The organism is Streptomyces speibonae (assembly GCF_984686075.1).
This window is the reverse complement of sequence record NZ_OZ480260.1, coordinates 1,097,851-1,118,936: the sequence shown is the minus strand read 5'-3', so window position 1 is coordinate 1,118,936 and position 21,086 is coordinate 1,097,851. Positions and strand designations below refer to the sequence as shown.

Here is a 21,086-nt window from a genome sequence, read left to right as displayed (position 1 = left end):
CGCGGCGAGGGGGAAAGGACTGCATCGATGAGCACGGACCCGGCTGCCCCGGATGTTCTGGAAGCCCTGCGGCGTGCCGAGACGGAACGGCGGGAGCAGCGGCGTCGGGCGCGGGAGACCGGTGCGGCCACTCCGCTGCATGCGCGGCGCCGCTCCGCCCCGGGCGGCAGCGGCACACGGCCGGGGCCCGAGCCGGGGAACGGCGTCGTCGAGCAGCCGAGGCCCGAGCCGGTGCGATTGCCTCCTCGTGTGGTGCACGTACTCGAGCGCGTCGTCGCGGAACTGGGGCAGGAGCCCTCGCTGCCCGAGCGCGTGGCGGAGAGGGCCGCTCACTCCCCGGATCCGCTGCGAGCGGTGGCCGTGGAGGCCGTCGCCCTGGTGAGTCGGACGGACCCCCTGCAGGGTCTGGGACATGTCCTCGATCTCGCTGCCGGAGGCCTCCCCGTCCTCAGCGAGGAGGACCGGGCGCGCGCCGAGGCGCTGCGGTCCGGTCGTCTGCCTCCACCGGCGGTGGATGTGTCGTCCGCCGACGCGTGGCAGCTGTGCCTCGAACTCAATGAGGCGCGGGGACGAGCCGTGCTGTCCACCGCCGCGTGGCAGCGCCTGGCGCGGGAACTGCCGTTGCCGGTCGTCGACGACCTGATCGACTCCGGCGCTCTTCGCCAGGCTCCGTCCCCCCGTACCTGGCCGGAGCAGACCGAACACGTCATGTACATGACGGCGCGGCTGGATCCCGGTGCACTCGCCGACGACGACGTACGGGCTCTGGACTGGCGGGGCGAGGAGTGCCGGCGAACGCTCGAGGCAGGCGGAACGATCGACCCGGTCGACGGCCGGTACGACGAGTGGAGCCTGCGCTCGGCACTGCTCGGCGGCGAAGTGTCGGCTGTGGACGACGTCAGCCCGTACGACGACCCCGGTCTGCCGGCTGATCTGCGGGACCTCGTGCTCTGTCTGCAGCGGATCCGCCGCGGGGGCAGCCCCGACGTCCGACTGGCACGGGACCGGTCACTGTTCGGTCTGCTGGAGGACTGCTTCGCCCACGAACGTCTTGTGTCCGGCGGCACTCCGTTCCACTACTGGGCCGGAACCCGGCGTCTCTACCGGCTTCTTGACGACATGCACTGGGCCATGGCCTGCGAACCGGAGCGGACCGACACCGTGCTGCGCTCCGTCCTGCAGCAGGCCGCCGCTCTGCGCAACCCGGAGCCACGGGGCGCCGCCGGTTCGGCCGACCGGGAGGCCAGGGCCGTACAGGCCTACGTCGCCTTCCTGCATGTCCGCCCCGGGGACCGCGACCGGCTCGACATGGGCGTCGGCCTCCTCGAGGACGTGCTCAAGCGGGGAGGCAAGCAGCGAGGTGGCGTGGACGGAGCGGAGCGCCGCCACATGCAGCGCCTCAGCGAACTTCTGCAGTCGCTGCGCTTCAAGTCCAGGCCCCAAGACGTGCTCAACCCGTACCTGGCCCTGTGCGTCGAACACGGCTCCACCGAGTGGGGGCAGGGGTGGCGGGACCTGCGTCGTCAGGTGGCGACGGACCGCCTCGAATACATCAACGGGGCGAAGGACCGCATCCGACGCATCAACACGGCACAACGCCTGGGGCAAGAGCCGGAAGAACTCTACGAGTTGCCGGTGCACGAGCGGTTCCTGTGGGTGCCGAAGGAGCGCAGCTCTCTCTTGCAGCCCGGTCCCAGGCCACTGGACCGCAGGACCGCACCCAGCACTGAGCAGGAGAAGTCGTGGGCCGCCGCGGAGGCGGCCCGGGAGATCATCGGCCGTTGCGCCGCGAGCACGAGGAACCGTCACTGATGCCCTCCGAGAAGAAGCCGAAGAAGTCGGCAGCACAACAGCGTCGTCACATCCCGGAGTTCGAAGGGGTGAGATCCAAACCGCGCAGGGGTGGCGGCGCGTATCGGAACCCGGCGGAGGGGAAGGGTGAGCGGCCGCCGCGTGACGACTCTCGGGCGTCTACGCGCACGGACGTCGAACCGCTGGTCGACCCGCGTTCGGACCCCGAGGTGATGTTCCGCATCCTCAGTGAGAAGATCGCCGCGAAGGTGGACCGAGCCGCGATGAAGGCCGGAGCGAGCGCCGCCCAGGAAGTGAGCCGACGGCTGACCGCCGAACTGGACGCCGCCATCGCCGGGGCCCAGTCGGCCGCCGGGAAAATGGGCACGCTCGTCCAGCAGGCGGTCCAGTCCGCCGTGGACGAGGCCCTGCGCACCGCGGTGCTCAACGCCACCCGCGTCCACGAGGAACATCTGGCGCAACTCGCCCTGATCGACCGCACCGCTCAGACGGCAGCGGATCTCGACGCCGTTCGACTCCGCGTCGAGCAGGAGATGCGCCGCTCGGGTCTCACCCGGATCACTGCCGCGGACCCGAAGGCCTTCAACCTGGTCAATCCCACGGAGCACGGGGGCAGTACCACGTACGAGGTGCTGGCACCGGCATACGCGGACAGCGGCAGCGGCCGCATCATCCAGCGCGGCGAAATGCGGCGCCTGCCGCCGGATCGGGAGGCCCCGGCTCCCGAGGAAGGGACGAGCAGATGACGTTCGGCATCGACTTCGGTACGAGCAACAGCGTCGTGGCCCGCTGGACGGGCAGCGCCACCGAGGTGATACGAGTGGACTCGGCCGCGCTGCCCGCGGAGTGGAACCGGCCAGGGTTCGACGAGCTGTTCCCATCCGTGGTCTCCCTCCGGGACATCCAGCGGACCTTGTGTTTCGGCTGGTCCGCCAAGTGCGAGACTGCCGATCCGCAGGACGCGGTCAAGCGCATGCTCGCCTCACGGCCCAGGGCGATGGACGACGAGGACACGGCTGCCGTCAGCACGGTTCCCGAAGAACACGAGGTGTGGCTCGGCGACGAACCCTTCCGAAGTACCGCCGTAGCCGCAGCTCTCTTCGACCGTATGCGGGACGGTGTTCGCCGGAATCTGCGTGAGATGGACGCGGCGGTGGTCACCGTGCCAGCGAACGCCACGGGCGCCGCGCGTTACCGCACCAGGGCAGCCGCCCGTCTCGCCGGCATCAAGGTCAAGGCGCTGATCAACGAACCCACCGCGGCTGCGATCAGCTACGCGCACGACTTCCCCGGCGAAGGCCGCTTCCTCGTGTTCGACTGGGGCGGCGGCACCATCGACGTGACCCTTCTCGAGCACTACGACGGCATCTTCGACGAGGTCGCCTCACGTGGCATCACGGCGCTCGGCGGTCTGGAGTTCGACGAGGAACTCGTGAAGCTCGTGCTGCGCAAACTGGGAAGCCACCCGCACGGGCTGACCCGCCAGGAGGCGCGGCGTTGGAGGCGCCATGTCGAACTGACGAAGATCGCGTTGTCTCAGCCCGAGACGGATCAGGTGCTGTTCGAACCGCTCGGAGGTCTCGCCCCCGTAGTGATCCACCGTGACGAGTTCGAACAGGCAGTGGAACCGCTCGTCCGCCGTGCCCTGGTCCCCCTGGAGGAGTGCCTGCTGGACGTCGGGTTGACCGCCGACGACCTGGACGCCGTGCTGATGATCGGTGGCACGTCGCAGATCCCCCTGGTCCGGCGGGAAGTCGAGCGGGTCCTCGGGGCGGCGGTCGTCGACCCTCGGCTGTGCAAACCGATGACCGCCGTGGCCAGGGGCGCCGCCATCACGGCCGCCGAGATCGACGGCCTGATTCCTGAGACGACCATCTCCGTGGCGACGAGTCACGATCTCGGCCTGTCCTTCGTGGCCGGCGAACGCAGAGGATTCGCCCCTCTCATCCCCCGCTACTCCACACTTCCCGCGCGAGGAACCCGCAGCGCCATGCCGGCCGTGCGCGGAGCGTCCAAGGTGGTCCTCGAGATCGTGGAGGGCGACGGAGAACGTGCCGCGGACGACGAGCGGACGTTCCCTCTGGCCCGGCTCGAACTCCCGGTGCCCCAGCCGAACGCCGACCCGTCGAGCAACGTCTTCGACGTCGACTACCACTACGACCGCAGCGGCATCCTCAAGGTGCACGCCACCGCCCGTCACAGCGGCACGGTCATCCTCGACGAGGAACTGGACTGCTTCGGTCCCGATGGAACGCCGATCGTGCAAGGGATCGACAGGGAACTCGAGCGGCTGCTCCGGCGCATCGACGAGCCCGCACTCGGCGCCGCCGCACAGGCACCCCCGCCTCCGCGGGCCGAAACACCCACGGACAGCCCCGAGACATGGGAGGAACCGGTGGGCCCGGACGCTCCGACCCTCGTGGTCGACGGCCGGGGCATCATGACCGCGGGGCGTACCGCCGCCTCACCGAGGCCACCGAGCATGCGATTGCTCGGGTCCGCCCTGCGGGAAGTCCGGCGTCGCTACGCGGACCATCACGTGGTCGCCGTGATCGGCACGGATCTGGTCGACCTCGTGGAGTACGACGAGCAGGGCCTGCTGGACAGAGCCATCGCGGAAGGGCACATCGTCACCGTTCCGTCGGCCTCTCCGCAGGCCGTGCTCAACGTGGCCCAGCAACTCGACGCTCTGGTCGTGTCGATGGAGGACCTGAGACGTCTGCGCCTGCCCTATCCGTGGGTCGCGGAGAAGGGGCGTTTCGTCAAGCTCGCGCGGGTCGAACGCCACTGGGTGTTCACGTAGTAGTGATTCCTTACGTTGAGTGATCCACATTGGTACCCGGCTGGCAGGGCACCCGGACCGGCCGTATGCCCCCGGCGGTCACTCGGCCTTCCTGAACCACGCCGACATGCCGTCGCCCGTGTCCCGGGTGGCCGGGCCGCCCTGCCCGCTCCGGACCGGCCCGGTCACGGACTTCTGTCACCTGTTCGCGGTGGTGCCTCTGGCGGTGACGACGTAGCAGCTGATGTGCCCCCCGCCCTGCGTCCATTCGCCGGGGTTCGACCACATGTACCAGTATTCTCCGGTCTGGCCCGCCTCGGAAAGCCATGCCGCTGGGGCAGTGCCATGGGCGGCGCGGCAGGCGGCCTCGGCTTTCTCCCGGGTGGCCTTTTCGCCCGGGTAGGGGCCCGTGCCGAGCGCTTCCTGGGTGAAGATCCTGGCGTCGTGCGGGGTCGAGCACGGCACCTCCACGGCGGTGCTCACGACCCGCTGGCCCGTGTCGAAGTCGATGCAGCTACCGGGTTGCACCGAGTCGACGGACCGGACCGCCTCTTCGGCCGGCCGGACGGATCCGCCGGGCTTCGCGGCGGGCCTCGACGCACCGTGTCCGGAGAGCCGGAGGTCGATTGTCAGGGAGGTCATGTCCTCGAACGCGCTGCCCTTCTTCCCCAGGGTCGCCGAGAGGTCGGCCCACACGTGGGTGATGCGTCCCCGGCCGTCCACGGAGACGGTCGTCGGTAATGGGGCGCTCTTGCCGGGGGAATCACCGGGCAAGGGGAGGGACAGCTCGCTCCCGAGGTCTTCGGGGAACAGGTTTCGGCCGGCGTCGGCGGGCACCTCCGCCGCGTAGGTGCGCCGGGAGCCGTCGGTCCGTCTGGACGTCGCCTCCGTGGCGCCGAGTCCTTCGAGGAGGGTGCCTCCCACCGGTCCTCCGGATCCGCGTAGGTGGTCGATGCCGTCGATGCCGAGTTCCGGGCCGGTGTTGCCCGTCGTGTACCGCAGCCAGTATCCCGCCGATCCGGCGCGGTAGTGGATGCGTTGAGGATCGACGAGGAAGCGCGCCGAGGGGGAGGCGTTGCTCTTGCCCGGGGTGGTGCCCAGGAGCGTGTCCTTCGTTTTCCGGGGGAGCCCCTTCGACAGCCGCCACGTCAGGGTCGCCTGGCCCGTCCTCTCCGGGAAGTCCATCCGTCCGCTGAGGGTTTGGACGGCCCGGCCCTTCTTCGAAGTGAAGGTCATGGTCTGGACGAAATCGGCCCCGCCCGCCTTCTGCGTCCGGCGCAGGGCGTGGAAGACCTGGAGGCCGAGTTCCTTGCTGAAGACGGGGTGCTGCTCGGCGGGAGGCTCGGCGGGGGTCTGCCGACCGCCGGAGCAGGAGGTCAGGAGCAGGGAGGCAACGGCGAGCACCGCACCTGTACCGGAAAGGTGTCTGATCACGCTCGTAAGACCCGGCCGGGTCGTGAAGGGTTGCCCCCGTACGGTCACGGTGTGACCACCCCTTGAGCGGCCGGGCAGCGCGGGACACCCCGGCGGCTCGGCTCCGAGGGGGCTCCGCGACCACCTCCGTTGCGGTGGCCGCCCTCGGCCTTCGACCGGTATGCCCGCAGTCGGCGCGCCGTGGCGGAACGGTGCTTCGGCAGAGGAACAGGGGCGCGGAACGGCCCAGAGCGGCTGCTGGGTCCCGATTTGCTGCGCCGTGTGCGGCATCCCCTCACGATGCGGCGCGCGAGAGCCGTTCATTGCGGTCGGCCGCCCCGCCATCGTCCGACAGGCATGGAGGTGAAGGCCGAGAAGGCGGTGCTGGCCCCGGACGATGCTAGGTTCCGCGTGGCGTCCCGTACATGGCACGTTCGCCCGCAGGGCGAAGCGGAGACAGAGAATGTGGAACGCTGGTGACGGAGTTCAGCACGGACGTCGTCGAAGCGTGCCGACGGCCGGGTCCAGCCGGTGTTTCAGCCTCGCGGACGACGACTGGACATCGCTCTCCCGGACGCACCGGGAGGCCTTCCTTCGAGGACACGTCGTCGCCGCGGGGCCTCAGAAGTGGTCGACCGTCTCGCCCTCGGGTACCTGGTAGCAGCCGGACGTGACGTTGAACCCCAGGCTCGGTGTCGCGCTCTTGGAGTACTGGACGATCCAGACGCTGACCTTCTTCGCGTCGTTGTCGGCGACCAGGTTGAGCGCCTTGGCGGGGCTGTTGTCGTGGTACAAATCTTTGATCACCCAGCCGCCCGTGTTCAGCTTCTTCTTCAAGTTCTCCATCGCCACGTCGACGTCGCCGGGCTTGGACGGTGCGAAGTTCCAGGGGTGGTAGACGGTGAAGTACACATCCGGGTCCTTGCCCTCGCACTCCTTGACGCCGGGGCCGGGCTCGGACGCCTTGCCGGGGACGCCGGCGAGGCGGTAGAGCTCGCTGGACACCTCCTTCACGGCGGCGACCGCGTCATCGGTCGTCGCCGTGCCCGCGTCGGGAGGACTTGTACGGGCCTCCTGGGATTCGCCTGCGGTGCTGCCGGGGGAGTCGTTGGCGTCGTTGTCGGTCATGCCACATCCACTGAGGAGAAGTCCGGTCAGGACGAGGGTCAGGGGGAGGGTGCGGGGGAGGCGGCGCCGGTGGGGCTGGGCCGGTGAGGGGCGGGGTGCGTAGAACATGGAATCCAAGGTCTTCGTCATAGGGGGTGGTGGCGGAACGGTGCTCGGCACCGTCCTGCCGCTTACTCGGGAGTGGTCACGTGGATGTAATCGCCGACCACGACCAGCGCCTGGTTCTTCAGCGCCGTCGTGCCCCGGTCCCAGTATTCGCTGTGGCCCGTGGCCCCGGTGGTTCCCGTGGGTCCGCTCCCCTCCGGGCCGGTGTTCATCTGGTTCGCGCCGAAGGCCTCCTCGTCGCTGGGGATGAGGAACACGCCGCCGCCGAGACTCCAGTTGCTGCCGCCGTGACCCCAGCGGCCGATGTCGGGCACGGGGTCGTCCTCGGCCTCCTGGTTCCAGACGTGCCCCGTCGGAACATCCATCTCGTCGGCGTGGCCGACCTTGACGCCCGGGCTTCCGGCGAAGATCACGTCGTCGGCGTTGAGGGTGCCGGTCTCGGCGGCGGCCCCGATGAGGGTGGTGCCGTACGAGTGACCGATGGCGGTCCGGTGCGGTTCCCCGGGACCGGAGTGGGAGGCGTCCAGGCCGTCCATGAACTGCCGGTACGCGGGGGCGCCGTCGTAGGCGTAGTGCTCGAAGGGGGCGTCCTTGACGATCGACTGGGGCGCGTCGTAACCGAGCCAGGTGATGGTCGAGACGGAGGCGCCCGGTGACGCCTGATTGGTCTGGCGCCACAGTTCGGTCATCCGGTTGATGTCGCCCCCGACCTTTTCCAGGTTCGACGTGGTGCCCGGTACGTACACCGCCTGGTGCTGGGCGGTGTCGGGGTTGCCAGTCGCGACGATGGCCCTGCCGTTCCCCTCCGGGCTGAAGCCGAGCAGGTAGGCCTCGGGAAGCCCCTCCTTGCCCGTGGCGTCGAAGCGGCTCTGGATGGAGCCCATGCCCTTGAGGGAGGCGGTGAGGTGGCGGTACTCGTCACCGTACTTCCTGTCCCACGCCATCCATTCGTCCGTGTGCACCTTGGACGGGTATCCGCCCGCCGTGATCCACGTCCATTCGTTGGCGGGGGGCTTCGGGATCGAGTCGAGCCTGAGCTGGTACTCGGAGCGCTTCTCTTCGAACACCACGCGGTTCGCCTCGTCCCTGATCTCGGCGGGCAGGCCGTCCAGCCGTCCCACGAGCTCGGGGTGGGTGGCGAGGTACGCCTCGCGCTCCTCGGGGCTGAGCCCTCTCCACCAGTCCGCGTTCTGCTGGGGGGTGGCGTCCTTGGGCGGTCCGCCGATGGACGCCAGGTACTCCTTGCCGGCCTCGCGGACCCCGCTCATGTCGGTCTGGGCGTCCTTCAGGTCCGCGTCGGACACCGTCAGGTCGTCGTCGGCCTTCAGCGCACGGATCTTCGGCGCCCACTTCTCGTCCGCCTGCGTCGCCGTCCTGAGGGCGTGGGCGATGCGGTCCGCGATGGCCAGGGCCCTGGCGTGGTGGGGATTGGGATCGACGTTCGCGGCCTGGCGGGCGATGGCCTGGGCCATCGGGTCGGTGTGGCTGCCGACCGTGCCGCCCTTGGACGGCGACTTGGACCCCTCCTCCGGCGGGCCCTCCGGGTAGGTGACATTGCCGTTCGCGTCGACGGTGAACTTCGCCGCCTCCGCGTCGTCGAGCGCGGCCAGGAGTTCCTTGCGGGCAGCGTCCAGCTCGTGCGCGAATCCGTTGAGCGCCGTGCTGACCAGGCCGCATTCGATCTGTGAGTAGTGGAAGTTGGCCGCGAGCTTCCTCAGCTCCCCGACGGCCGCGTCCAGCGCCTCACCGTTGAGGGACTTGCGCATGCCCGGGACCACGACACGGTCGATGTGGTCCTTGGCCGTGTCGGCCATGTCACCGGCGGCACGATAGCCGTCGGCGGCCTCCTCGAACTCCGAGGGTTTCAGCTTCTTCAGGGTCGCGAGGTCCATACCGCTCCGTCACCGCCCCTGGGTCTCGCCGCCCACGGCGGGCGTGTCCGCGTACCGGGCGTCGACGGCGGCGAGCGCCGAGCGTACGGCCTCGTCCGTCAGCAGCACGTCGTGTCCGATCTGCTCGAAGATCTTCTTGATGCTGCCACAGCGGTCGTCGATGCCCTTGAGGTAGGCGGCCCAGGACTCATGGACCTCCTTCTGCGCCGCGGCCGACAGGCATCCGGTCGTGTCACCCATTCCCTGCTGCCCGTCCTGCAGCTTCTTCACGGCCTTGTCGACGCCGCTGCCCAGCCCGCCGACGTCCTCCCCGGCCTTGTTCCACGCCTTCTTGCTGGAGACGAGCCCCTTGGTGACGCTGCTGGTGGCCGGCCCCGGACCGTCACCCGGCGGGAGCTGGTTGAGCTGCATCTGCGCGGCGTGCCGCTGAGCGGCCTCCTGCTTGAGCTGATCCCACTCGTCCCATGCCATGCGTCGTCCTTCCCCCTGTTCCGCGCTTCCCGCTGCTTCCGCGCTTCCCGCTGCGCCCGAGGCAGCGTACCCAGGAGATCGTCGGTCGGGACTGAGTATCCGTACTCAGCACGGGGCGTCAGAGGGCCGGTCACCCGGCCGGCGTGGAGACGCAGCCGGTCGCGGCCCGTTCCCAGGGCCGGTCCTGCGGACCGTGAAGGGACGTTCGGAAGATTCGGAACGTCTCGAATTGGCCTTGGTCCGCTGGTCAGCGCCAGGTAGACGAATGATGCGTATGGCGTGACACGAGGTGGGGGCGGATGTCGGTGCACTTCGGAGTCCTGGGCGTCGTCGAGGTGAGGCGGGGCGGCGAGCCGGTGGACGTGGGGCATGCGCGACAGCGCCAGGTGCTGGCCGCGCTGCTCGTGGACGCCGGCCGGGTGGTGCCGGCGGATGTGCTGGTGGACCGGGTGTGGGGGGAGCGGGAGCCGAGGCGCGGACGGGAGGCGCTGTACGGGTATGTGTCCCGGCTGCGCGGGGCGCTGTCGTCCTCGGGAGCGGACATCGTCCGTGAGCAGGGAGGCTACCGGCTGACGGTGGGGGATGGCGCGGTGGATGTGCAGCGGTTCCGTGAGCTGTCGGCCCGGGCGCAGGCCGCCCCGGCGTTGTACGGGGACGAGCGGCGGGCCGCGTTGTGGGAGGAGGCACTGGGGCTCTGGCGGGGCGAGGCCTTCACCGGTGCGGACACTCCGTGGTTCAACGCGCAGCGTTCCCTTCTGGACCAGGAACGGCTGGCGGCGCAGAGCGGAACTGGTGGAGGCGCGGCTGCGGCTCGGCCAGCACGCCGCCGTGCTGGCCCGGTTGTCGGCCTGGGTCGAACAGGACCCGCTGGACGAACGCGTGTGTGGTCAGCTGATGCTCGCGCTGTACCGGAGCGGACGGCAGGCCGAGGCGCTGGAGTGGTACGAGCAGGTCCGGCGGCGGCTGTCGGAGGAGATGGGGCTGGATCCGGGCGCGCGGCTGCGGCGGTTGCATCAGCAGGTCCTCGTCGCCGATCCGGCACTGGAGCTGGCCGGTGCGGCGTCGGGAGCCACCGGCGAGCGGCCGGCGCCGGTCACCCGCGAGCGGAATCCGTCCGCCGCCGGCGTGCCGGCCGACGAGGATGCTCCGACGGGGGCCCCAGCCGCGCGCGGCGCCGTGCCCGGTCCGGCCGGAAGGGCCTCGCGAACTCGCCGGCGCGGGCGCAACTACCTTCCCCGCGACCTGCCGGACTTCACCGGGCGGGAGGACGAACTCGCCCGCCTGACGGCCGCCGCCGCGGAAGGAGGCGCCGTCTGCACGCTCGACGGGATGGCTGGGGCCGGCAAGACGGCGTTCGCCGTCCATGCCGGGCATGTCCTCGCCAAGCGCTTTCCGGACGGTGTGCTCTTCGTCGATCTGCAGGGGCACAGCCCGGGAAAGACGCCGCTGACCGCGAACGAGGCTCTGGAAGTACTGCTGGACCAGCTGGAGATCGAGGCGCCGGGCAACGCCCAGGCCCACTGGCGGGCACGGACCGCGGGGTTACGGCTCCTGCTCGTTTTCGACAACGCCGTCGACGAGACGCAGGTGACCCTGTTGCTGCCGGCCGGTGCCAGTCTCGTGATCGTCACCAGCAGGGCCAGGTTGTCGGCGCTCGCCGGGGCACGGCCCACGTCCTTGACGGTCCTGCCGGAGAACAAGGCGACGGAGTTCTTCGCGCGTCTCGTGGGCCACGACAGGGCAGCCGCCGAACCGGACGCCGTGACCCACGTCGTCCGCTTGTGCGCGGGGCTGCCGTTGGCACTGCGGCTGTCCGGCGCCCAGTTGGCCCACCGCACCGCGTGGCCGATCACCCATCTGTCCGGTCAACTGTCCAAGGAGCGCGACCGGTTGCCGAAGCTGTTCGCCGACCGGGAGGTGGCGTTGGCGTTCCGCATGTCCTACGAGCAGCTGGCGCCGGCCGACCGGACCGTCTTCTGCGCTCTGGGGCGGCATCCCGGTGTGGACGCGAACGCCGGGGTCATCGCGGATATGGCGGACATGCCGACGGGCCGGGCCGACGACTGTCTCCAGCGGCTGGTGGATGCGCATTTGGCCGAGGAAGCCGTCGTCGGCCGCTACCGGCAGCACGACCTCCTGCGCCAGTACGCGCGCGGTCTGTCCGAGGACCCGCGGATGACCGAGCGGATGCTGGACCACTATCTGGCCGCCGTCGCGGCCGCGACGGCCCGCCTCGACGGCGGGAGCGCGGGGGCTGAGGCCGCACACGCCTGGCTGACGGCGGAGAAGGGCAATCTCTTGGCCGCGACACGGTGCGCCGCGGCGGAAGGACACAGTGACTACGCGTGGCGGCTCGCCATTTCCTTCTGGCGTTTCCTCGGCCGGGAACTCGCCGGTGATCCCATCGAGTTGCTCGAACAGGGCGTGTCCGCAGCGAGAGAGGCGGCGGACGGCGGCGAGGCGATGCTCAACACGCTGCTGGCCCTGGCCCACTGGTCGGCCGGCCGTGTCTCCCTCGCCCACGACCTGCTGATGGCCTCGGCGCGCATGGAGGGCAACACCGAGTTCCATGCGCACAGCCCCGCGCTGCTCGGCCTGATGCGTCTGCGCGGCGGTGACCACGCCGGGGCCGAGGAGTATGCGGAACGGGCCTTTGCGGAACTCGAGAAGCTCCCCGGCCTTTCCCCCCTGGGACTCGACGCCAAGATCATCACCTTCTGGACCCGCGGCGTGAACCGGGTGCTCAGAGTGGAGAACGATGCGGCGCTGCCGTACCTGCGTGCGGCCCACGCCGGCTGCGAGGAACTGGGACAGGCCAGTCCCAACGACCACGTGGTCACGGCCCTCGCCCGGTGCCTCATCGCTCTGGGCGACCATGAGGAGGCCCTCGGCCACCTCCGCCAGGTACGAGAACTGCGGCAGCGGATCCATGACAAGGAAGGCGAAGCCGAGGTGCTGACGCTCATGGGAACGGCACTGCGTGGTTCCGGGTACGCCGGTGACGCGCTGGAACTCCAGCGCGCCGCCGCCCTGCTGGACGACGACACCCGGCTCCAGGCCTACGCACGCATCGAACTCGGCCGGACACTCACCGCACTCGGACGCACGGCCGAGGCGATCGCGCAGTACGAGTTCGCCCTCACCGTAGCCGACAAGGGACATCATCTCCACGAACAGGCCCAGGCACACGGCGAACTCGCCCGGACACTGGCCCCGACCGACTCACGCACGGCCCGGCACCACGACAGGAACGCGACGGACATCCGCGTCCGGCTGGACCTGCACCATCCGCTGTCCCTGCCCCACTTGCGTCCCGCCGGCTGGTGACACCCGGCTCCGAACCCGTGATCCGAACTCGGTGCGCTCCCTGAGCGGATTCAAGCTTCTCCGAAGGTTTACCGATGCCGGCCAAGGCACTGTGAGCGGCACGTCCTGGAACGTGAAGAGTTCCCGGCCGCCGTCGAACTCGACATCCATGTGTGCAGACAGGAGTACTTTCGTGAGTATTGGCAAGATTGTGGCGAGCGCAGGGGTGGGAGTCGCGCTCGTCCTGGGCGGCGCAGCCGTCCCCGCCGCAGCCGCACCGTCGCCGGCCGTGGCATCGCAGTCCAATGCCGCCGCATTCGGCTGGGAGGACACAGGCGAGCGGTTCAACCGGCTCGCTTCCTGTGACATTCGCGGTGAGTGGTACTACGACAACCACTGGAACGCCTGGGACTGGGAATGCCGCTGGAACTCCGCCAACCGGAACTACCAGCTCTGGGTCTGGTACCTCTGAGCCACCGGCCTTCGGGCAGAGGCACCTGAGGACCACCGGCGGTTGAGCCCCGAGCCGTGCCGGCCCGGCTATTGCCCGGCGCGACGCGTGCTCGTAGTCGTCGTGCGCGGAGCAGGAGACGCGACGCGTACCGCGCTTTTCGGCATCACCGGCCCGGGTCATCGCCGATGACCCACTCCCCAGCGAAGGGATAAATCCATGCGCATGCGCGCCCGTTCAGCCGTGGCCGCCGTCTGTGCTGCCGCGACACTCCTGTTCGTCTCGACATCAGCCCATGCCGACGCGGCCGTGTCCAACGGCTACGCCTACGGCGGATTCATCCGGTACGGCGACAAAATCTGGGTCGAGCACTACGAGCACCGCACCAGTTCCGTCGAGTGGTTCACGGACTACGGTCGCTCGGGCTCGTGCAGCGTGACCACACCGGAGGTGGAGAAGACCTGCAATTACAACATGCGTGAAGAGGGGACGATCACGCTCTGGGTCTGCACCACGGGCCCCGATCTGGGCAACGACGAATGCAGTAGGCCGGTGACCGATCGGATCGGCGACTGAGCCGTGCGGTGCTGCGGCCGTGAGGCGAGACGGCCTCACGGCCGCAGCGGCGACGCGTCTGTACAGGGCGGGGCGTGCGGCGTGCCGGACGAGCACAGCTCGGCTGTGATCAGGGGCGGGCGCGTGCCAGGCGGAGGGGACGCAGCCACCATGGCGTAATCGAGTGTTGTCGGGGAGGCGAAGGAGGGGTATCGAGGGGATAGCGCGGGACGCGCATGGTGGCAGCGTTCCGCCTCGGCAGTCACCTGGTGGGGGGACGGGTATGGCGACGACAGGGTCACCCGACGGCAGACCCGAGCCGCAGGCGGACGGCGCCGACACCACCCGAGAGGAGCCGGCCGCGCAGACCGGGCAGAGCGAGGCCGACCGTCCCAGGGAGAGCTACGCGTCGATCGTGGCCGAGACGCTCGGCCTCGCGCCCGGTTCCTCCCGGCGAAGAAGAGCGGTGACATTCCTGGTGACGCTGGCGATCGCTCTGGTGGCCGTCTTCCGGGACACCCTGATCGGCTACGTCATGATCGGGCCCAGTGTGACGAGGGAGAACGAGTCCACAGCCGAATACGACGCCAACAAGGCGCCGTTCACGGTGTCCATGCGTCCTGCGGAAAGCGGCGACAGTTGGTCCTGGGCAGTCGTTCTCGACCGGCCACTGACTCCGAAGGAGAAGCGGAGACTCGTGGCCGACGAGAACCCGGCTGCCGCCTTCCGGTACCTGAGGGAGCTGGGCGGCCGCCCCCTCGAACACGCGGCCGCCCTGGAGTACGCCCCCGAGCGTTACATCGAGCAGCTGCAATTGGTCGGCGACAGCCACTTCGTCGACGTGTTCTACATGAATCTGATGAGCACCCGCTCCTCCACGGTGGTCATCAACGGCTGGAAAGTCACCGACATCTCCTGCCGGAAAACTACGGCGCAGACACTCGTCGAGCTGCCACCGCAGGGGGACGCGTCCTACACAGGTCTCCAGCTCCACATTCCGCCTCTCGCCGGCGAACCGGTGCTGGCCGACAACACGGAGGGACAGGGCGAGCCCTACTTCGGCGCCCACTACATCGAGGTCGGAGGCGGTCAGTCCTCGGCCGGCTTCAAGGTGCAGGCCATCGCGCCACCAGGTCAGGCCTGTGACTGGGGCATCAAGGTCCGCTACACCGACGCGTACCAGAAGACGCGGTGGGTCCAACTGGACGACAGCGAGGGGAAGCCCCTGCGCATCCACACCGAGTCCGCCCCTGTGGACGCCCAGCAGGCGTACTTCCTCCACCCCCTCCCTGTGAGACTGTGCGATCAGGAGGATGTGTCGAAGTGCATCACATAGCCGGCCGAGCCGTGGCTCTGCTGCTCCTGACCGTGCTGTGCGTCCAGGGGTGCAGCAGCGGGCAGCTGAGCAAACCAAGCAAGGAGAAGCCGGAGACCGCGACCTCTGTGCCCCCGGCGCCTTACCTCGGCAACCGGGAGTACCTCCTTCCGGACAGTCCCTTCACCCGCGAGGGCACGGTCGTCACCGCGACCTGCGTCGTGGGCGCGGGCTCGGCCGGCGTCGTGGTGCGAGCCTGGGACACCGAGCGGTGGGAGCCGCGCGGGGAGCGGTACTTCCTCATTCCGGGGGATGCCGCTTTCAACAACTTCACGGGCGTCAAGGCGGTCAACAGCCCTCTCATCGATCTGTGCGGGACGTTCCCGGACAACCCGTCCCCCTATGGTGTGGACGACCTGGAGTACGTGACTCCACGGGTCCGGGCCCTGTTCGACCTGGCGTTCACACGCATGGCCGTGGTGGTGCGGGACTCCGACGGCAGAACCTCCCGCGTCGGCTATGTGGAGAGCGGCACTGGTGCGGACAAGTTCGAGCGACTGGGCAGCGCGAGAGGTGCGGACGAGCAGAATGCCGTGATGTCGCCGGACGGGCGCGAAGTGTGGTTCACCTATACCGATACCGGCGGTGAGCAAAGGATCGGTTCCCGGTCGGTCCAGGGGGACCATGCGCTGTCCGACGAGGGGCCGGCGACAGGACACGACCTCCCGCTCGTTGTCTCCGGGAAGCCTCCGCGTGCCGTTCAGGCCAACATGGTCCGCCTCGCTCCCGACGGCCGGCGCCGCACCGCGACCGCGCCCAAGGTCTTCGGCCACGTCTTCGACACGTTGGACTCCTCAGGGCCGCTGACCACGTCGACGGCCCGTTCGGTCACGCTGCTCAGCGGGTGCGTCGGCATCGTGGGGTGGGTCGGTGACGAGCGGGTGCTGTGCCGCAACAAGGCGGGATCCTTCCAGCTCGCGGATGACCGTTCCGGTCGTGCGGAGGAGGGTGAGATCACCGTGTTTCAACCGGGCGAGCTGACGATCTTCGGTTCGATCGCCGAGGGGATGCTGGTCTCGTCGACCGGTGAGCAGTTCATCGTCTCCGTTCACCTGCCCAACGACCGGACCGAAGAGCGGTATGGGGAGGGCGACTTCAGGGTGGTGCCCACGTCGGGGAAGGGGCGTGTGATTCACGTATCTCACGAGTACTTGAGCGTCGGCACGGTGTTTCTGGAGTGGTGGTGAACCGACCCCGGCGGATGAGGCGGGCCCGCTGGGCCGCGATCGACGTGGGTGGTGAGACCGTGCCGGGCTCGGTCGAGGTCATTTGGTCGGCCGAAGCGACTAACCGGCGGCCCCGGCCTCAACGATGATGGTGCCTATGGCCGATTCCGGGCCGGGCCCTTCCGGGCGGTCGACCTTCCACCAGCCCAGCACGTCCTCGTACTCCGGCTGTGGGATCGCACGTCCTTCGACAGTCATCAGGCGTCCCTGATACGCCTGGGCGTACCGTGCTCGGATCGAGTAGACGCCGGGTTCGTCAGGAACAACGAGGTCGCACGACACATGTACCCCCTCCGCCGGACCCGGGTTGTCCTCCGCCAGTGCCTCGACATGGGTGCCGGTGTTGACCACCTTCACGCCGCCCCCGCTGCGCTGCTTGCCGTTCCACACCGATGCCTGGGCTCGTTCCTGGCCCGCCAGTCCGACGATCACCTGGTTGATGGCGTTGCCGTACTCCGAGCAGTCGTGCAGCAGGTCGAAACCGACCTCGTGTGAACCTCCCCCGCGGACGTGCACCACGTTGGCCCGGCCGTCGATCCTCACGTTGCGGATCCTGAACCGAATTCCCTTCCCGCCTCCGTACGGCTCGACCATCTCGGTGTCGGGAGCGGGAGCCATGGTTCGGTGGACATCGCTGTGACTCATCTTGTCGGTCATGGGCCAAGTAAACAGGTGTCCACCGACAAGGCGGGCCGCGTCCAACGCCTTGGACTCGCGAGCAGCGTGAGGAACGGGCACACCGTGGCGTAACGGGTCGCCGGCGTGGCTCGCATCGCGACGTGGCTACTCGCGCACGCCGGAGTGCAGCTCGGCCAGCTTGTTGATGTCGGCCCGCAGCTGCTCCACCTTCTCCCAGTAGGTGTCGACCATGTCCGTGGTCAGCTTCCAGCTGGGTGGTGTGGTTGCGGAGGGGACGAGGCCCGCGTACGGGTCCACCGGAGTGTGGGGTAGATATCCGTCTTTGCGATCTTCGAGAATTTTGAGTGACTCTGCGATGATCTCCCACCGGGAATCTGCCGTGGAGCGGTACAGCCAGGTCGCGGTGCTCACGGGGTTTCGTACATGGAGAGGTACCCGCAGGCGTCGGCGGACCGTCCTGAACTCCTTCTTCAGATGCCCCCAGGCGGCATCCAACGCGAAAAGGCATGCCTGCTGGTCCTTGAAGTACCAGCTACCGGGATAGGGAGTTTGCTTCTCGGGTCGCCACCGGACAATCGGGGCGGGCTGCCAATCCGGCTCCGGCATGTTGCTCGGGGCGGTGGTGGGTGCACTCGCCATGTCCGTCTGTGCCAGAGCGGGTTTGCCGCTGTCGGGCGAAGCGACGCCGAGACGCTCGGCTGCTCCGTTCACTGCCGGAATCACTGTCACGGTGACGGGGGCACGGTTCGGGAAGCCGAGGAGTTCAGCCGCGCGGTTCTGGGCGTACAGTTGCGGCTCAGGGCGTCCTCTCAAGACGAGCTCCTTTCGCACATGCTGCCAGACGAGACTGACGCTCAGTTCCGGCCCCCTGCCGCGAATCCCATATGTCAGGACTCTGATCAGTTCTCCGGTGGCCTCCGGGCAATCGGCGTTCGGTAGGGAAAAGGACGGTCTGTCATGCGGTGCGGAAGTGAGTACCACGTTCCCGTGATCGTCCGTGGGATCGCTCTCCGGAGCGGGATCTTCGTCCAGGGCCAGGGCCAGTTCTTCGCGCGTGGCCGGGCCGTGGGCACCCATGGCCCCGGCCAAACCGCTGTAGCAGCAGTCCAGGAAAGTCAAGCGGTAACGCGCACGGTGGCCAGCCTGCCGTATGACATCACGTAGATCCCTGTACGCCACAGTTCCGATCTGCCGGTGAGTCTCATCGGCATTGGATAGACACAAGTACAGGTTCGGAACATCGTGATCACGCAGTCCGTGCCCGGCGTAGTACACGATCAGGGTGTCGCGCGTGGCCTTCGCCGCATCCCGTACTGTTGCGAGGACCTCGTGCTCGGACGTTGCGGCGTTAAGTGTCGTGACATGGCTCTTCGGAAAGCCCCAAAGATCGCGTATCAGCTTGGAGAGCCGCAGGGTTCCGGAGGCAACGGCAGGGAGCGAGGGCAACTCGCGGTAGCTGTCCACCCCGATCAGCACCGCCCGGCTTCTCCGAGGGTCAGGCAGCACCGGCGGCTCCTCCGCCGGAGCCAGTGTCTCCCTCCGATTCGGGCGCCTGGTGGTCGAGGAGCCCGACGCCGCCCACCAGGCGCGTGAGCTGGGCCACCTCCTCGGCCGTACCTGCCTCGACCTCTACTCGGGAGTTGCCGAGTTCGACCACTAGCCGCACGGACTGCCGCTCACGGGGCGGCAGCGAAGCACGGAAGGCCAGGTGCGAGTACACCAACGAGGCCGCGGAAAAGCCGTTGCTCAGCACCAGGCCGAGCCAGTTGACCAGCTCGCCGGACATCGCACCATCGGCTGACTCGGAGCGGATGCGGTTAATTTCGACGTGCGGGCCTACCGTGCGATCCTGCCCCAGCCAGCGCTCAAAAGCTTCCGTTAATCGCGACGCGTCTTGACTCTGTACGCCGTTTGCAACTTCTACACGAACGCGCACTCTTACCCCCGGGTCAAGTCTCTGTGACCAGATGCAACCCAAACTGTAGTCGCGGATCACTGCAGGCTCTACGGGATGCCACGACAACAAGGGAGGTCTTGTTCGCGACCAGGGCCCACCTCATCCTGAACTGGTTGCCAGGGCCCGTAGTCGAGCAGCCCGGAGGAGGCCCCGTGGGAGCGTGGTGGGGGCGGCGGGTGCGCAGTGGGCATCTGTGGGTGGTGTGTCTCGTCGCGTGTTTGTGGGCCGTCGGGCTCGCGGCGACCAATCTGCCCAAGCTGGGGCTCGCCGGCGACGAAGGCCGGGCGCGGGTCCACTCCTGCCGTGTGCAGCGGGGCGGGCCCGGAGTCGCCGACCACATCTGTGTCGCCCGATGGCTGCCCGACCGCGCGCTCGGCGAGGAGGGCGGGTGGGTGAAGGTGTGGCTCAGTGAGGAGGCCGGCCCGGGGGACGAGATCGAGGTCCGGCGCGGTATGTGGGGCACCCTCTACTCCGTGGCGACCGGCACCCGCGTGACCGCGCTGCTCGCCGCGACCATCGTGTTCCCGGCGGTGGTCGCGCTCGTGAGCGCCGCCGGGGCCCTGGTGCTGCGCCTGCGCAGACCGGCCCGCTAGGGTCCGTCGTTCGGATCACGCCGCAGGACACCGGCGGCGCCTTGTCAGCACCGTGAGCGGGCCCTGGCAACCGACGACAACACCGCGGACGCGCGTTCCAGGCCCCGCGTCTGCGGCGTCATCCGAACGACGGGCTAGCTGTATTGCCCTGTGAGGTTGGGGACGCGGCTGGCGGGTGGTTGCCCTTTCAGCGCGGTGTGTCCGCGGTGGTGATTGTAGGTGTGCAGCCATTGCGGGAACGCTTGGCGGCGCTCGGCTTCTGACCGGTAGGGGCGTGCGTAGGCCCACTCGTCCAGCAGGGTGCGGTTGAAGCGTTCGACCTTGCCGTTCGTCTGGGGCCGGTAGGGCCGGGTTCGCTTGTGGGCGATCCCGGTCGCTGCCAGGGCATCGCGCCAGTCGCGTGAGCGGTAGCAGGAGCCGTTGTCGGTCAGTACCCGTTCGACGGAGATCCCGGCCTGGGTGAAGAAGGTGTGGGCCCGCTGCCAGAAGGCGGTGGCGGTCTCCTTCTTCTCGTCCGCGTGGATCTCGCTGTAGGCGAGGCGGGAGTGGTCGTCGACGGCGGTGTGCAGGTAGCTGTAGCCGAGGTTGGGACGGCCGTGGACGGCGCGGGGCCGGGCGGGGTCGCGGTGCGCGGAGCTGTTGCGGCTGCCCTGAGCCCTGCCATGGACCTTGTGTCCGCCGCCGTCGGGGATGTTGCCCAGTTTCTTGATGTCGACGTGGACGAGTTCGCCGGGCCTGGCGCGTTCGTAGCGGCGCACCACGCGGCCGGTGGTCCGGTCGAGATGAGACAGGCGGGCCAGGCGGTAGCGGGTGAGCACGCGGTGCACGGTCGAGGGCACCAGGTGCAGGAAGTGCGCGATGCGGGCCGGTCCCCACCGGCGCAGCAGACGGACCTTGATGATCCGCCGCTCGGTACGGGTGGGAGTGCGGCCCGGGCTCGTGCGTGGGCGGCTGGAGCGGTCGGCCATGCCGGCTTCCCCCAGGCGGCGGTAGCGGTCGGCCCACCGCTGGGCGGTGGTGGGCGAGACCTGGAAGCGTTCGGCGGCCCGGCGCAGGGGCCAGCCGTCCTCGACCACGCAACGGGCCAGGCGCAGCCGTCCGGTCTCGGTCAGGGGTGCATTACGGTGGGGCACGAGGGCCTTTCTGGTTGGTGTAGACGTCGCAATCCACACCGAACCGGAAGGCCCTCACCCGTTCAAGATCCCTCGGCCGAGACCTGTCTCACCGTTCACAACCTCCCCGGACAGAACAGCTAGCCCACCCGAGTCACCCCGCCACCCGTCCGCACCCGCCACCGCGCACCCTCCGCGCGCTCGCCGCAGCATGGGTCGTGCTGCCGACCGGCAACCCGATCGGTACCGGGCGGATGCGAAGGAGGGCC

The 21,086-nt window shown here is 69.0% G+C and carries 17 protein-coding genes and 1 pseudogene; 10 read left to right on the top strand and 8 right to left on the bottom strand.

Going from position 1 to position 21,086, the window contains the following annotated elements; translation table 11 throughout:
- The first annotated feature begins 27 nt into the window (after positions 1–27).
- The 3 genes from AC5L3C_RS05010 (at position 28) to AC5L3C_RS05000 (ending at position 4,615) form a co-directional block, all read left to right on the top strand.
- Positions 28–1,812: a hypothetical protein gene (locus AC5L3C_RS05010; protein ID WP_493647148.1), complete on the top strand. Its 1,785-nt coding sequence runs from the start codon at positions 28–30 to the stop codon at positions 1,810–1,812.
- A gap of 212 nt (positions 1,813–2,024) precedes the next feature.
- Positions 2,025–2,558 (top strand): hypothetical protein, encoded by a 534-nt coding sequence (locus tag AC5L3C_RS05005; RefSeq protein WP_493647147.1) that lies wholly within the window; start codon positions 2,025–2,027, stop codon positions 2,556–2,558.
- Complete coding sequence (locus AC5L3C_RS05000; protein WP_493647145.1) at positions 2,555–4,615, top strand: Hsp70 family protein; 2,061 nt, start codon at positions 2,555–2,557, stop codon at positions 4,613–4,615. The genes AC5L3C_RS05005 and AC5L3C_RS05000 overlap by 4 nt, the downstream gene beginning before the upstream one ends.
- Before the next feature lie 177 nt (positions 4,616–4,792).
- Here the strand turns inward: AC5L3C_RS05000 and AC5L3C_RS04995 are convergent, their stop codons facing one another.
- From AC5L3C_RS04995 to AC5L3C_RS04980, 4 genes are all read right to left on the bottom strand, one after another.
- Positions 4,793–5,998, bottom strand: a complete 1,206-nt coding sequence (locus AC5L3C_RS04995) for a septum formation family protein (protein ID WP_493647144.1) — start codon at positions 5,996–5,998, stop codon at positions 4,793–4,795.
- A gap of 630 nt (positions 5,999–6,628) precedes the next feature.
- On the bottom strand, positions 6,629–7,135 hold the full coding sequence (locus AC5L3C_RS04990; RefSeq protein WP_493647142.1) for a hypothetical protein: 507 nt from the start codon (positions 7,133–7,135) through the stop codon (positions 6,629–6,631).
- A 170-nt stretch (positions 7,136–7,305) separates the two neighbouring features.
- The gene (locus tag AC5L3C_RS04985; protein ID WP_493647140.1) at positions 7,306–9,132 is read right to left on the bottom strand and encodes an alpha/beta hydrolase; all 1,827 of its coding nucleotides are present in this window, start codon (positions 9,130–9,132) and stop codon (positions 7,306–7,308) included.
- 9 nt (positions 9,133–9,141) lie between these two features.
- Positions 9,142–9,603: a hypothetical protein gene (locus AC5L3C_RS04980; protein WP_125502672.1), complete on the bottom strand. Its 462-nt coding sequence runs from the start codon at positions 9,601–9,603 to the stop codon at positions 9,142–9,144.
- Between the two features lie 299 nt (positions 9,604–9,902).
- Here AC5L3C_RS04980 and AC5L3C_RS04975 point away from each other — a divergent pair.
- The 6 genes and pseudogenes from AC5L3C_RS04975 to AC5L3C_RS04950 form a co-directional block, all read left to right on the top strand.
- A pseudogene (locus AC5L3C_RS04975) lies at positions 9,903–10,325 on the top strand (AfsR/SARP family transcriptional regulator); the annotation flags it as partial.
- On the top strand, positions 10,213–12,930 hold the full coding sequence (locus AC5L3C_RS04970) for an ATP-binding protein (protein ID WP_493647138.1): 2,718 nt from the start codon (positions 10,213–10,215) through the stop codon (positions 12,928–12,930). The pseudogene AC5L3C_RS04975 and the gene AC5L3C_RS04970, both read left to right, overlap by 113 nt.
- Positions 12,931–13,102: 172 nt before the next feature.
- Positions 13,103–13,381 (top strand): hypothetical protein, encoded by a 279-nt coding sequence (locus AC5L3C_RS04965; RefSeq protein WP_493647137.1) that lies wholly within the window; start codon positions 13,103–13,105, stop codon positions 13,379–13,381.
- A 198-nt stretch (positions 13,382–13,579) separates the two neighbouring features.
- Positions 13,580–13,936 (top strand): hypothetical protein, encoded by a 357-nt coding sequence (locus AC5L3C_RS04960; protein ID WP_493647135.1) that lies wholly within the window; start codon positions 13,580–13,582, stop codon positions 13,934–13,936.
- Positions 13,937–14,198: 262 nt separating this feature from the next.
- On the top strand, positions 14,199–15,251 hold the full coding sequence (locus AC5L3C_RS04955) for a hypothetical protein (RefSeq protein ID WP_493647134.1): 1,053 nt from the start codon (positions 14,199–14,201) through the stop codon (positions 15,249–15,251).
- 11 nt (positions 15,252–15,262) lie between these two features.
- Complete coding sequence (locus AC5L3C_RS04950) at positions 15,263–16,477, top strand: hypothetical protein (protein ID WP_493647132.1); 1,215 nt, start codon at positions 15,263–15,265, stop codon at positions 16,475–16,477.
- A 99-nt stretch (positions 16,478–16,576) separates the two neighbouring features.
- Here the strand turns inward: AC5L3C_RS04950 and AC5L3C_RS04945 are convergent, their stop codons facing one another.
- The 3 genes from AC5L3C_RS04945 to AC5L3C_RS04935 all read right to left on the bottom strand — a co-directional run bounded on the left by AC5L3C_RS04945 (position 16,577) and on the right by AC5L3C_RS04935 (position 19,151).
- Entirely contained in the window at positions 16,577–17,173 is a 597-nt protein-coding gene (locus AC5L3C_RS04945) for a hypothetical protein (protein ID WP_493647130.1), read from the bottom strand.
- A 126-nt stretch (positions 17,174–17,299) separates the two neighbouring features.
- Positions 17,300–18,631, bottom strand: coding sequence for a caspase family protein (locus AC5L3C_RS04940; protein ID WP_493647128.1), 1,332 nt, complete (start codon positions 18,629–18,631; stop codon positions 17,300–17,302).
- 19 nt (positions 18,632–18,650) lie between these two features.
- Positions 18,651–19,151, bottom strand: a complete 501-nt coding sequence (locus tag AC5L3C_RS04935; protein ID WP_493647127.1) for an effector-associated constant component EACC1 — start codon at positions 19,149–19,151, stop codon at positions 18,651–18,653.
- Between the two features lie 113 nt (positions 19,152–19,264).
- Here AC5L3C_RS04935 and AC5L3C_RS04930 point away from each other — a divergent pair, with 113 nt between their 5' ends.
- Positions 19,265–19,705 carry a hypothetical protein gene (locus AC5L3C_RS04930; protein WP_493647126.1) on the top strand — a complete coding sequence of 147 codons (441 nt, stop codon included), beginning with the start codon at positions 19,265–19,267 and terminating at the stop codon, positions 19,703–19,705.
- Between the two features lie 134 nt (positions 19,706–19,839).
- Here AC5L3C_RS04930 and AC5L3C_RS04925 read toward each other — a convergent pair whose 3' ends face one another.
- Positions 19,840–20,838 carry an IS481 family transposase gene (locus AC5L3C_RS04925; RefSeq protein ID WP_037638204.1) on the bottom strand — a complete coding sequence of 333 codons (999 nt, stop codon included), beginning with the start codon at positions 20,836–20,838 and terminating at the stop codon, positions 19,840–19,842.
- Positions 20,839–21,086: the final 248 nt, after the last annotated feature.

Bases quoted from the DNA above. Each gene is read 5' to 3' on its own strand.
- AC5L3C_RS05010 (WP_493647148.1), top strand. From the start codon at position 28: ATGAGCACGGACCCGGCTGCCCCGGATGTTCTGGAAGCCCTGCGGCGT.
- AC5L3C_RS05005 (WP_493647147.1), top strand. From the start codon at position 2,025: ATGTTCCGCATCCTCAGTGAGAAGATCGCCGCGAAGGTGGACCGAGCC.
- AC5L3C_RS05000 (WP_493647145.1), top strand. From the start codon at position 2,555: ATGACGTTCGGCATCGACTTCGGTACGAGCAACAGCGTCGTGGCCCGC.
- AC5L3C_RS04990 (WP_493647142.1), bottom strand. From the start codon at position 7,135: ATGACCGACAACGACGCCAACGACTCCCCCGGCAGCACCGCAGGCGAA.
- AC5L3C_RS04985 (WP_493647140.1), bottom strand. From the start codon at position 9,132: ATGGACCTCGCGACCCTGAAGAAGCTGAAACCCTCGGAGTTCGAGGAG.
- AC5L3C_RS04980 (WP_125502672.1), bottom strand. From the start codon at position 9,603: ATGGCATGGGACGAGTGGGATCAGCTCAAGCAGGAGGCCGCTCAGCGG.
- AC5L3C_RS04960 (WP_493647135.1), top strand. From the start codon at position 13,580: ATGCGCATGCGCGCCCGTTCAGCCGTGGCCGCCGTCTGTGCTGCCGCG.
- AC5L3C_RS04955 (WP_493647134.1), top strand. From the start codon at position 14,199: ATGGCGACGACAGGGTCACCCGACGGCAGACCCGAGCCGCAGGCGGAC.
- AC5L3C_RS04945 (WP_493647130.1), bottom strand. From the start codon at position 17,173: ATGACCGACAAGATGAGTCACAGCGATGTCCACCGAACCATGGCTCCC.